Here is a 12,620-nt window from a genome sequence, read left to right as displayed (position 1 = left end):
CCGTCGATGGACGGGATCATTGTCGATGTCCTCGCGTATTCTTCGTCGAGCAGGTCCCCGCGTCGCGCCGACGCGTACCCGTTGGTGGGGAGGCCCCACATTCATGGCCCACGATCTGATGCCCGTGCCGTCCGGTCTGGTGGATCTCTGCGAGGTCGACGTCGACCGGCTTGCCTCCCTCGCGGGTCCACCCTCGGGAGAATGGCAGCGCTGGATCGCCGCCTGGATCGGCTACCCGGGCAGGCCGCTGCCCGGGGACGTAGCTCTGGCCCTGGGCGGGGATCTGGACCTGACCGACTACCTGCCCAGGACCACATCCTTCGGGGAGATGCCGGACGGCACCGACCCCCCGAAGCCGCCGCGTCTGCCCGGGGCCGCCGCCTGTTCGGGCGGACGGCCCGCGTCCGGTGGCGCCATGACGTCGGGTGGCGCCATGACGTCGGGTGGCGCCATGACGTCGGGTGGCGCCATGACGTCGGGTGGCGCCATGACCCACGCCTCTCGGCGGCTCGTCCGTCCTACCGGATCCGCCCGTCGGGTGGTCTCCCCACCCGTCGCCCGGCATCGGATCACCCCGAGGGACATCGAGGCCGTGGCGGGCGGGTCGCCGGGTGCCGCACCGCTGCGCGAGCTGCTGCGGGGTCAGATCAGCAAACGGATGCTGATGCTGTGGGCGTTGCTGCGCGGCCTTGAGAACGCCGACCTCGACGACGCGACGCGCACCTGCGTAGATGAGGCGCTGCGGGTGCTCGGGGACGCTCAGCGGCGGGCCCGCGACGCCGTCCACGACCTGCTCCTGCACCCGACGATCGGGACCTGGCTCGCCGGCAGCCTGCGGCGGTGCTGGCAGGGGTCGGCCGGACCCGACCTCGACCGCCTCGGTTATGTGGGTGGGATCGCGGTGGCCGCCGCCCTGCGGGCCCGGATGCCGTGCCGGGTGCCGGTGCGGATCATCGACGGGCTGGTGTCGATCCCCACGATGGGCGTCGTCGGGTCGGGGGCCACGAGCGGTTGGGGCGTCGCGCACGTGTCCGACCGGCGGGTGACGCTGCGTGGCAGCGCCGGGNGGGGNCCGGCCGGNGGNGNCGGCTGGNCTCCGGCGCGCATGCTGTCGAGCACTGTCGACGGTCACCGAATCGCACTGACGCTGGAGGACACCGACCCGTTCCGGGCCGCGGACACGCTTCCCCTGCCCGTCGCCGCGCGCTGCGACGAGGCGGCGGCCCGGTGGCAGCGCCTGCTCGACGGCGCCTGGAGTGTGCTCGCGGGCGACGACGGGGTGCGGGCGGAGGAGGCCGCCGCGGTCCTGTCGGCGCTGGTCCCGTTGCGTGAGGTCCCGGACCGGCCCGGCACCGGCGTCACCGTGATCGACGCGCTCGGCGCGCTGATGGTCAGCCCGCCGACCGACGCGCTGTGGCTTGCCATCACCGTCGTGCATGAGGCGGCGCACACCAGACTGGAGATGCTGAGCGATCTTGCGCCCCTGGTCGGCCCGCACGACGGCTCCGTGCACTACGCTCCCTGGCGGCCCGACCCCCGGCCACTCGCCCCGCTGCTGCACGGCGCCTTCGCCTTCGCCCAGATCGCGGCCTTCTGGGCGGGGCGGTGGGCCCGGGACGGCGCCGGGTCGGATCTGGGCGCGGCGTACGAGTTCGCCTGGTGCCGGGACGCGGTCTCGGCGGTGCTGCCCGTGCTGCGGGATGCGGCCGGGCTCACCGAGGCGGGCCGCCGGTTCGTCTCGGCCATGGGCGCCAGGATCGACGTCTGGATCGCCGCCGACCTGCCGATCGCGGCCACTACCACAGCCGCCACCGTGCTGCGCGACGTCGCCGTCGTCTGGCGGCTGCGTAACCGCCGGCCCGACCGCGACCACATCGAGAGATGGGCGCGGGACTGGGCTGCCGGTCGGCCCTGCGGACGGCCGGTAGCGCCGTCGTCCCGCCTCGTCCCCCAGACCGAGCCGTACAGCCCGCACCGCCACGCCCGGCAGGCACTGACCTCGCTGCGGTTCGCCATGCCCGACCGGTTCGCCGGGCTCGCTGGTTCTGCCGGGCTCGATCCGGCGGCCTGGCCCGTCAACGCGACCCTCGGAGACCTGCTCTACGTGCGCGGAGACCTCGGCCGCGCGGCCGAGGAGTTCCGCCGGGAGCTGCAGGCCCGTCCGGGGCGGGCGGAGTCGTTCGCGGGGCTGGCCCTGGTGCTGGCCAGACGGGCCGGGGGACTGGAGCGCCGGCTCTACCTCGACCACCCCGAGGCGTTGCTGGCCCTGAGCGTCCGGATCAGGGAGCTGACCGGCTCCACCCCTGACCCGCGCACGCTCGCGCGGTGGATCGCGGCGGGAGGCCCCGGTTACCCGGATCGCTCGTGGCGATCTCTCAAGACGAGGCCGCTACCGGTCGGTGCCCGGCGATAACCCGACGGCGGGGATGTCGGCTGGGATGCCGTCCCGCCGGCCGCATCCCGCTCCGTTCGCGATGACGCATTCGGCGAATCCGGAACAGCGAGTTTCCGCGGGCCGCGTTGACTTCGTGCGCACTCCAAGTCCTAACGTCTTCGTATGGCCACGATCGAGGCGCTCACGGTGACGTCCTCCCCTCCGGCCGTGACGCCGTCTCCGGCCGTGACGCCGTCTCCGGCCGTGACGCCGTCTCCGGCCATGGTGGCGGAGCCGGATCAGGGCTGGTGCGCGCGGTTGGACCCGGCGGTCCGCCCGGATGGATGCGACCGGTCCGTTGATCCGTTCGCGGTCGGTCCGGGGGGTGCACCAGAGGCCGCCGGGACCCTCACGATCGCCGAGGCCGCCGCGGCCACCGGAGTCANCGCGCACACGCTGCGGTACTACGAGCGGGCGGGGCTGATGCGGGACCCGGTCGCCCGTGCCTCGTCGAGCCATCGGCGCTACACCGTCGAGGACGTCCGCTGGGTCACGTTCCTGACCAAGCTGCGGCTCACCGGCATGCCGATCCGGGAGATGGCGCGCTACGCCGAACTGGTGCGCGCCGGGGAGGGGAACGAGGCGGAGCGTCTCGCCCTGCTGACCGAGCATCGCCGCCGGGTCCTGGCGCGCCTCGACGAGGTGCAGNGCAACCTCACCGCCATCAACGTCAAAATCAGCATTTATCAGGACATCTACCAGGAGAGGGTCGTCCGCTGATGCGCAGGGTCGCACTAGGAAGCCAGGGCCTGGAGGTCTCCGTCCAGGGTCTGGGCTGCATGGGAATGTCGGAGTTCTACGGCGCTGGCGACGACGCCGAGTCGGTCGCCACCATCCACCGGGCGCTCGACCTCGGGGTGACGCTGCTGGACACGGCGGACATGTACGGCCCGTACCGCAACGAGGAACTCGTGGGGCGGGCGATCGCCGGCCGCCGGGACGAGGTGGTGCTGGCCACCAAGTTCGGCATCATCCGTGACCCCGCCGACCCGACGGCGCGGGGGATCAACGGCCGTCCGGAGTACGTGCGCTCGGCCTGCGACGCATCCCTGCGTCGCCTCGGCGTCGACCACATCGACCTGTACTACCAGCACCGGGTCGACCCGAAGACGCCGATCGAGGATACCGTCGGCGCGATGGCCGAGTTGGTCAGCGCCGGCAAGGTGCGCTACCTCGGGCTCTCGGAGGCGGCACCGGCCACCATCCGTCGTGCCCACGCCGTCGCCCTGATCACGGCCCTGCAGACCGAGTACTCGATCTGGTCCCGCGAGCCGGAGGCCGAGATCCTGCCGACCCTGCGGGAACTCGGCATCGGGTTCATCTCCTACAGCCCGCTCGGGCGTGGCTTCCTGACCGGCACCTTCCGCTCGGCCGCGGACTTCGCCGCCGACGACTTCCGCCAGCACCTGCCGCGGATGCACGGCGACAACTTCGACGCCAACCTCGCCGTGCTCGCCGAGATCGAGAAGCTTGCCGCGGAGAAGAACGTGACCCCCGCGCAGCTCGCGCTGGCGTGGGTGCACCACCAGGGCGACGACGTCGTGCCGATCCCCGGCACGAAGCGGCGCCGCTACCTGGAGTACAACGTCGCAGCCACCAGCATCACGTTGACGGCCGCCGAGGCGGAGCGGTTGGGTGCGGCGGGGGCGGGCGTGGCGGGCCCCCGCTATCCCGACATGTCATCCGTCAACGGATAGCGAGGCCCGGTCGAGTCCGCCGCGGTGGCGGGTGCCGCGCCGCCCGATTCCCCGATGGTGGCGGGGGAGCCGTGAGAACGGGAGCCGTGACGCGTGAGGTGGCCCGCCACCTGTCCTCCGCCGGCCCTGCTGCCCGCCGGCCCTGCTGCCCTGCGACTTGGCCGGACCGGCCGGACCCGGCGATCTCAGGCGTCGCCGGTGGGACCGTCCTCCAGGTCGCCCTCGGTACGCAGGTACAGCTCCTGCAGCGCGTCGAGGGTCGCAGCCTCCGGGTGCTCCCACAGGCCGCGCGCCGCGGCCTCCAGCAGCCGTTCGGTGATGCCGTGCAGCGCCCAGGGGTTGGACTCGGCGAAGAACTTCTGGTTCTCCGGGTCCAGTGCGTAGGTTGCGGCGAGCCGTTCGTACATCCAGTCCGCGACCACGCCGGCGGTGGCATCGTAGCCGAACAGGTAGTCGACGGTGGCGGCCATCTCGAACGCCCCCTTGTAGCCGTGCCGGCGCATCGCCGCGAGCCACCGCGGGTTCACCACCCGGGCGCGGAAGACCCGGGAGGTCTCCTCGGACAGCGTTCGGGTGCGGACCGCCTCCGGCCGGGTGCTGTCGCCAATGTAGGCAGCCGGCGCCCGGCCGGTCAGCGCGCGTACGGTTGCGACCATGCCGCCGTGGTACTGGAAGTAGTCGTCGGAGTCGGCGATGTCGTGCTCGCGGGTGTCGACGTTCTTCGCGGCGATGGCGATCCGCCGGTAGGCCGACTCCATGTCCTCCCGGGCGGGGGTGCCGTCGACCCCGCGGCCGTAGGCGTAGCCGCCCCACGTCGCGTATACCTCGGCGAGGTCGGCGTCATCGCGCCAGTTCCGGCTGTCGATCAGAGGCAGCAGCCCGGCGCCGTACGCCCCCGGCCGGGAGCCGAAGATACGCAGGGTGGCCCGCCGTTCGTCGCCGTGCCCGGCGAGGTCCGCACGGGCATGGGCGCGCACGAAGTTGTCCTCGTCGGTCTCGTCGAGGCCGGCGGCGAGCCGGACCGCGTCGTCGAGCATCGCCACCACGTGCGGGAACGCGTCCCGGAAGAAGCCGCTGATGCGCACGGTGACGTCGATGCGGGGCCGGCCGAGCTCGGCGAGGTCGATCGGTTCGAGCCCGCTGACCCGCCGCGACGCTTCGTCCCAGGTCGGACGGATGCCGAGTAGGGCGAGCACCTCGGCCACGTCGTCGCCGGAGGTGCGCATCGCGCTGGTTCCCCAGGCGGACAGGCCCACCGACTCGGGCCAGGTGCCGGTGTCGGCCCGGTACCGATCGAGCAGGGAGGTCGCCATTGCCTGGCCCGTCTCCCAGGCGAGCCGGCTGGGGATGGCCTTCGGGTCGACCGAGTAGAAGTTCCGCCCGGTGGGCAGCACGTTGACCAGACCCCGCAGCGGCGAGCCGCTGGGACCGGCCGAGACGTAGCCGCCGTCGAGGGCGTGCAGCACGGCGGTGACCTCGTCGGTGGTCCGGGCGAGCCGCGGCACGATCTCCGTGGCGGCGAACCGCAGCACGGCCGCCACCGTCTCCCGGACCGGGTCGGTCTCCGCGTCCGCGTCCATGCCTGCCGGGCCGTGGACTTTCCTTGCCTTTCCAGAGGCTTTTGTGTCCGGTTTATCCCTCTGGATAGGCAAGGGGGGCAAGGGGGGCAAGGGGATGGTCGCTGGCGAGGGAGGGGGGACGAGGACGGTCGTCACCACGTCGGATGCGGCCGACGGGTCCCAGGCGCGTTCCTCCATCGCCGTTACCAGGGCGAGCGCCGTCGCCTCGGCGGCGTCGACCGTGCCGCGGGCCGCCCGGTCGTCCTCGACGAGCCCGAGGGCCTCCCGCAGCCCCGGCAGGGTGACGCGCCCGCCCCACATCTGCCGGGCCCGCAGCATCGCGAGCACCAGGTTGATCCGCGCCCCGCCGGTCGGTGCTTCGCCGAGCACGTGCAGGCCGTCGCGGATCTGCGCGTCCTTCACCTCGCACAGCCACCCGTCGACGTGCAGCAGGAAGTCGTCGAACTCGGCGTCGTGCGGCCGGTCGGTCAGTCCCAGGTCGTGATCGAGCCGGGCGGCCTGGATCAGCGTCCAGATCTGCGCCCGGATGGCCGGCAGCTTCGCCGGATCCATGGCGGCGATGGTGGCGTGCTCGTCGAGCAGCTGTTCCAGGCGGGCCAGGTCGCCGTAGCTCTCCGCGCGGGCCATCGGCGGAACCAGGTGATCGACCAGGGTCGCGTGCGCCCGGCGCTTCGCCTGCGTGCCCTCGCCCGGGTCGTTGACGAGGAACGGGTAGATCAACGGCAGGTTGCCGATCGCCGCGTCGGTCGGACAGGACGCGGACATGCCCACGGTCTTGCCGGGCAGCCACTCCAGCGTCCCGTGCTTACCCAGATGGACGACGGCGTGCGCGCCGAAGCCGCCGGAACTATCGGAGCCGCCGGAGCCGCCGGAGCCGCCGGCGAGCCACCGGTAGGCGGCGAGGTAGTGGTGGCTCGGCGGCAGGCCGGGATCGTGATAAATGGCGACCGGGTTCTCCCCGAAGCCGCGTGGCGGCTGGACCAACAGCACGATGTTGCCGGCCTGCAGCGCGGCGAGCACGATCTCCCCGTCCGGATTCGCGGACCGGTCGACGTACAGCTCGCCGGGCGCGGGCCCCCAATGCCGTTCGACGCTCTCCCGCAGGTCGGCGGGCAGGGTGTCGAACCACGCCCGGTACCGCGCCGCGCTGATCCGGACCGGGTTGCCGGCGAGCTGCTCCTCGGTCAGCCAGGCCGGATCCTGCCCGCCCGCGGCGATGATCGCGTGGATCAGGGCGTCACCGTCCTCGGCCGTGACCCCCGGCAGCGCGTCCGGGCCGTCGTCGGGCCCGATGTCGTATCCAGCCGCGCGCATCGCCCGCAGCAGGCGCACGACGCTCGCCGGGGTGTCGAGGCCCACCGCGTTGCCGATCCGGGAGTGCTTCGTCGGGTAGGCCGAGAGCATGAGCGCCACCCGGCGTTCGGCCGGTGGGACGTGCCGCAGCCGGCCGTGCGCGACGGCGATGCCGGCCACCCGGTCGGCGCGTTCGGTGTCGGCGACGTAGCTTGTCAGCCCATCCGCATCGATCTCCTTGAAGGAGAACGGCACGGTGATCAGGCGCCCGTCGAACTCGGGGATCGCCACCTGTGTCGCCGCGTCCAGCGGGGACAGCCCGTCGTNCGACTCCGCCCACGTCGCCCGGCCGCTGGTCAGGCACAGTCCCTGCAGGATCGGGATGTCCAGCGCGGCCAGCGCGCCGACGTCCCACGCCTCGTCGTCGCCTCCGGCGCAGGAGTGCGCCGGCTGGCTGCCACCCGCGGCGAGCACGGTGACGATCAGCGCGTCCGCCCGCCCGAGGGTGGCGAGCAACTCGGGTTCGGCGGCGCGCAGCGACGCGCAGTACACCGGCAGCGGATCCCCGCCGGCACGCTCGACCGCGGCACAGAGTGCCTCGACGAACGCGATGTTCCCGGCGACGTGGTGCGCGCGGTAGTACAGGACACCGATGACCGGCCGCACCGCGTTCCCCGCGAGGACGTCCGGGACGTCCCGGCTGGCTGATGCGTCCGGGGTGGCTGATGCGTCCCGGCTGGCTGATGCGTCCGCGGCCCGGTCGAGCACNCCCCAGGCCGGGATGGTCACCGGTGGGGCGAATCCGGTACCGGACAGTAGCAGGGTGTCGGCGAGGAATCGGTGCAGCTCGCCGAGGTTGGCCGGACCGCCCTGGGTTAGGTAGGCGTGTGCCTCGGCACAGATGCCGCCGGGCACCGTGGAGACGGCCATGAGCTCCGCGTCCGGGGTCTGTTCGCCACCGAGCACGACCACCGGGCGCGGGCCGGCGAGCAGCGTGTCGAGCCCCTCCTCCCAGGTCCGCCGGCCGCCGAGGATGCGCACCACGACCGCATCGGCACCGCTGGTCAGCGCCGGGAGATCGGCGACGGAGAGCCGGGCCGGGTTGGCGAGGCGGTAGCTGGCTCCGCTCGCCCGCGCGGAGAGTAGGTCGGTGTCGGACGTCGACAGCAGCAGGACGACCGCGTCAACCTCCGTCTCCCCGGCTCCTGGTGTCTCCCCGGCTTCGCGGGCGAACGCGGTCGACGGATCGTCGGAAGGGTCGTCGGACGGATCGGTGGGAGGAGTCTGCACAGGCGACATGGTGATGCCTTTCCCGGGGGTCCACGCCCCGCGTCGGTGGCCGTGCCTGGGGCGCACTCCCCGGTGACGGTGGCGGGACCGCACCGGATTCGCACCGGATTCGCACCGGACTTCCTCGCCGTTCGCCGCTCGTGGCCCCGTCACGATCGCAGAGAGGTGGGCGGTGTTGTCAAGCACTCCGCTGTCGTCGTGACAAAGAAACGATCAACCGGCATCGCCCGAGTCCGGCACGTATGCTCCGCCGGTGCCCACCAGTCCGCGGGAGCGTGTCCGCGACGCCTGCCCCGGTGTGCTGACGACGCATCCGGCCGCGGACGGCGCGCTCGCGCGGCTGCGGCTGCCCGGGGGCCGGCTGACCGCCGCCGCGGCGAAGACCCTCGCCGGCTGCGCGCGGGAGTTCGCCGACGGCCACCTTGAGCTCACCTCCCGGGCGAACGTGCAGCTACGCGGCCTGGCCGACGGCACGGCCGAGGAGCTCGCCGCCCGGGTGAGCGCGGTTGGCCTGCTGCCCTCGACGACGCACGAGCGGGTCCGCAACATCGTGGGCTCGCCGCTGTCCGGACGCGGCGAGGCCGGCTGCCGGGACATCGCGCCGGTCGTCGCCGAGCTGGACCGCCGGCTGTGCGCGGATCCGGCTCTCGCCGCGCTGCCCGGCCGGCTGCTGTTCGCCGTCGACGACGGCAGCGGGGACCTGGCCGGGCTGCCCGCGGACCTCGCGCTGCGCGCCCTGCCTTCCGGGGAGATGCTGCTGGCCGTCGCGGGCGCGACCCGCGCGCTGCGGTTGCCCGTCCACGTCGCCGTACCCGCGCTCCTCGCCGCGGCGCGGGCCTTCATCGAGGCCCGCGCCGCGGCGGGCACCGCCGCGACGGCCTGGCGGATCGCCGAGTTGCCGGGCGGACCGGGCGGACAGGACGGCCTGCTCGCGGCTGCCGCGACCGAGGCCGGGGTCGTTGGGATCGTCCAGGCCGCTGGAATCGCTCAGGCTGCTGGGAGCGCCACCGTTCGGGCCGGCGCGTGGCCCGGTCCGCATCCGCAGCGTGATGGCCGCCGGGCGTTGACCGTGCTCGTCCCCCTGGGGCGGCTGAGCGCCGACCAGCTCGACCTGCTCACCGCCGCCGCGGCGGCCGGTGGTGGTGACGGTGCTGGCGGAGCGGGCGATGCCGAAGACGGCGTCCTGGTTGTGACGCCGTGGCGGTCCGTCGTGCTCCGCGATCTCGACCCGGCCGAGGCTACCCGGTGGTCGGGGGCGGCGGCGGACGCGGGCCTGGTCGTCGATCCGGCATCATCCTGGGTCGGCGTGACGAGCTGTGCCGGTCGGCCGGGATGCGCCCGGGCGTTGGCGGATGTCCGCCGCGACGCGGCGGTGTCCGTGCGGATCCGAGCTGACGANCCGTCGGCGCCGACGCACCCGGCCGGGAGGCCGCGAGCCCTCCCACCCGTCCCGGTTGGCCCGGCCCTCGCGCCGGTGCACTGGTCGGGTTGCGAGCGGCGCTGCGGGCAACCGGGAGGACGGGTGGTGGAGGTTGTGGCGACCGGGTCCGGCTACCGGATCCGTCGGACGGGTCTCGGAGCCGCCGCCGTCGCATCCGTCGGAGCGGATGGCGGTGAGGCGACGGTCGTGTCGTCGAGCCCCGTCGACGGTCACCGGGACCTGGCCGCGGCCGTCAGGTCGGCGAGGAGGCTGGCATGAACGGCGCATCAGACATGAGCGGTGTGCAACGTTACGACTACGTTCGCGACGGCGCGGAGATCTACCGTCGGTCGTTCGCGACGATCCGGGCCGAGGCGCGTCTCGATCGACTGCCCGGTGACGTCGCCCGGGTCGCGGTCCGCATGATCCACTCCTGTGGAATGGTGGATCTCGTCGACGATCTCGCTTTCACCCCCGGCGTGGTCGCGGCGGCGCGCGCGGCGTTGCTGGCCGGCGCCCCGGTGCTCTGTGACGCGCAGATGGTGGCGGCCGGTGTGACCCGCCGTCGGCTGCCCGCCGCGAACGAGATTCTCTGCCTGCTCGGTGATCCCCGGGTGCCGCGGCTCGCCGAGCGGCTGGGCACCACCCGCAGCGCCGCGGCGGTGGATCTGTGGGCGGATCGACTCGCCGGCTCCGTGGTGGCGGTCGGGAACGCTCCGACAGCGCTGTTCCGCCTGCTGGAACTCGTCGCGGCCGGAGCCGGGCGACCGGCGGCGGTGCTCGGCGTGCCCGTGGGGTTCATCGGCGCCGCGGAGTCCAAGCAGGCCCTCGTGGATGATCCGGCCCGGTTGGAGTATCTCGTCGTGCACGGTCGGCGGGGCGGCAGCGCGATGGCGGTCGCCGCGGTCAACGCGATCGCGAGCGAGGAGGATTAATGGTGCCGTCGAAGGGCCGGCTGTGGGGAGTCGGGGTTGGACCGGGGGATCCCGAGCTCGTCACCCTCAAGGCGGCCCGCCTGATCCGTGACGCCGACGTGATCGCCTACCACAGCGCCCGGCACGGCCGCAGCATCGCCCGGTCGGTCGCCGCGAGCCAGCTGCGCGGCGACCAGATCGAGGAGGCGCTGGTCTACCCGGTCACCACCGAGACGACCTCCCACCCCGGTGGCTACCGCGGCGCGATCGACGAGTTCTACGAGGACTGCGCCAAGCGGCTGGCCGTCCACCTCGACGCCGGCCGGGACGTCGTGGTCCTCAGCGAGGGTGACCCGTTCTTCTACGGCTCGTTCATCCACCTGCACCGGCGCCTCGCCGACCGGTACCCGACCGAGGTCGTGCCGGGGGTGACGTCCCTGTCGGCGGGGTGCGCGGTGCTCGGCCGGCCGCTGGTCGAGGGCAACGAAGTCCTCACCGTGCTGCCGGGCACGCTGCCGCCGACGGTCCTCGCCGAGCGTATCGCCGGCACGGACACCGCCGTCGTGCTCAAGATGGGACGGACCTTCCCGGGGGTCCGGGACGCCTTCACCGCCGCGGGACGTCTCGCGGACACCTGGTACGTGGAACGGGCCACCACCTCCGGCCAGCGCATCGCCCCGCTCGGTGCGGTAGACCCGGCCACGGTGCCGTACTTCTCGCTNGCGGTACTGCCGAGCCCGGTCCGGGGGCCGGACGATCCGGCGCCGCTGCGCGCGTCGCAGGCGGGCTGGGTACCAACGGCGCCCACCGTTGGTAAGGCTGGCGCCGTTGGTACCGGCGGCACGCCCGGCGCGGGGGAGGTCGTCGTGGTGGGCCTCGGACCGGGCGCCGCGGGCTGGTTGACGCCGCAGGCCGCCGAGGCGCTGGCCGCCGCCGACGACCTCATCGGCTACGGCCCCTACCTCGACCGGGTGCCGGTCGATCCACGCCAGCGCCGGCACGCCTCGGGGAACACCGTCGAGGCCGAGCGCGCCGAGCTCGCCCTCGAACTGGCGGCCGGCGGCGCGAACGTCGCCGTGGTCTCCTCCGGTGATCCCGGGGTCTTCGCGATGGCCACGGCCGTCGTCGAGGCCGCGGCGGCGGAGCGGTTCGCGGGCGTCGAGGTGCGGGTCGTGCCCGGGCTGACCGCCGCGCAGGCGGTGGCGAGCCGGGTCGGGGCGCCACTCGGCCACGACTTCTGCGTGCTGTCGCTGTCCGACCGACTCAAGCCGTGGGAGGTCATCGAGCGGCGGCTGCGGGCGGCGGCCGCGGGCGACTTCGTCCTGGCGCTGTACAACCCGGCTTCCCGTACCCGTCGCCATCAGCTGGAGCGGGCCCACGAGGTGCTGCTCGAACACCGCCCCTCGGACACGGTGGTGGTTATCGGCCGGGATGTCGGCGGTCCCACCGAGAGCATCACCGTGACGAGCCTCGGTGCGTTCGACCCGGCCGAGGTCGACATGCGCTGCCTGCTGCTCATCGGCTCGTCGACGACCCGGGTGGTGCGCCGTGGCCCCGGCCGGGACCTCGTGTTCACCCCACGTCGTTACCCGGTCACCTAGCCTCCGGTCACCTAGCCTCCGGTCACCTGGGCCCCGGTCACCTGGGCCCCGGTCACCTGGGCCATGGTGGTGCGACCCAGGCCACGGCGGCGTCGACATCGTCGACCGCGGCCACCCCGGGTGGCAGCGGCGGGCGGNCGNCCATGACGACCNGCNGACCNAGGNCCCNGGCGGCGGCGNGCTTCGCCGCGGTCATCGTTCCGCCACTGTTCTTGGTCACGAGGACGTCGACGCGGTGCCGGCGCAGCAGGGCGGTCTCCCCGGCGACGTCGAACGGCCCACGATCGAGGATGACGGTCAGTCGTGGCGGTACCGGGCCGGTCGGCGGCTCGACCGACCGGGCCAGGAACCAGGGCCGGTGCAGGCCGGCGAACAGGGCGAGGTNNNTNNG

7 protein-coding genes and 1 pseudogene (1 of these 8 only partly in view) are annotated in these 12,620 nt (G+C 73.5%); 6 read left to right on the top strand and 2 right to left on the bottom strand.

What is annotated here, in order from left to right; genetic code table 11:
- Positions 1-103 precede the first annotated feature (103 nt).
- The 3 genes from CED_RS12225 to CED_RS12215 all read left to right on the top strand — a co-directional run bounded on the left by CED_RS12225 (position 104) and on the right by CED_RS12215 (position 4,131).
- Positions 104-2,413 carry an HEXXH motif domain-containing protein gene (locus CED_RS12225; RefSeq protein ID WP_035910621.1) on the top strand — a complete coding sequence of 770 codons (2,310 nt, stop codon included), beginning with the start codon at positions 104-106 and terminating at the stop codon, positions 2,411-2,413.
- 144 nt (positions 2,414-2,557) lie between these two features.
- On the top strand, positions 2,558-3,154 hold the full coding sequence (locus CED_RS12220; RefSeq protein ID WP_235187045.1) for a MerR family transcriptional regulator: 597 nt from the start codon (positions 2,558-2,560) through the stop codon (positions 3,152-3,154).
- Positions 3,154-4,131: an aldo/keto reductase gene (locus tag CED_RS12215; protein ID WP_023840486.1), complete on the top strand. Its 978-nt coding sequence runs from the start codon at positions 3,154-3,156 to the stop codon at positions 4,129-4,131. The genes CED_RS12220 and CED_RS12215 overlap by 1 nt, the downstream gene beginning before the upstream one ends.
- Before the next feature lie 185 nt (positions 4,132-4,316).
- On the opposite strand, the gene cobN is transcribed toward CED_RS12215, so the two are convergent.
- Complete coding sequence (cobN, locus tag CED_RS12210) at positions 4,317-8,303, bottom strand: cobaltochelatase subunit CobN (protein WP_235187044.1); 3,987 nt, start codon at positions 8,301-8,303, stop codon at positions 4,317-4,319.
- Between the two features lie 244 nt (positions 8,304-8,547).
- On the opposite strand from cobN, the gene CED_RS12205 reads away from it, so the two are divergent.
- From CED_RS12205 to CED_RS12195, 3 genes are read left to right on the top strand one after another with little or no spacing between them, the layout of a single operon-like run.
- Positions 8,548-9,993 (top strand): nitrite reductase, encoded by a 1,446-nt coding sequence (locus CED_RS12205; protein WP_035910618.1) that lies wholly within the window; start codon positions 8,548-8,550, stop codon positions 9,991-9,993.
- Entirely contained in the window at positions 9,990-10,649 is a 660-nt protein-coding gene (locus tag CED_RS12200) for a precorrin-8X methylmutase (protein ID WP_051623831.1), read from the top strand. Before CED_RS12205 ends, CED_RS12200 begins: the two co-directional genes overlap by 4 nt.
- Positions 10,649-12,229, top strand: coding sequence for a precorrin-2 C(20)-methyltransferase (locus tag CED_RS12195; protein WP_023840482.1), 1,581 nt, complete (start codon positions 10,649-10,651; stop codon positions 12,227-12,229). The genes CED_RS12200 and CED_RS12195 overlap by 1 nt, the downstream gene beginning before the upstream one ends.
- A 52-nt stretch (positions 12,230-12,281) precedes the next feature.
- Here CED_RS12195 and CED_RS12190 read toward each other — a convergent pair.
- A pseudogene (locus tag CED_RS12190) lies at positions 12,282-12,620 on the bottom strand (cobalt-precorrin-6A reductase) (it continues 492 nt past the right edge of the window).

Origin of the sequence: Frankia sp. CeD (assembly GCF_000732115.1) — a bacterium.
Lineage (GTDB): Bacteria > Actinomycetota > Actinomycetes > Frankiales > Frankiaceae > Frankia > Frankia casuarinae.
Note: the sequence above shows the minus strand (reverse complement) of the source record. Positions and strands in the feature narration are given on the sequence as shown.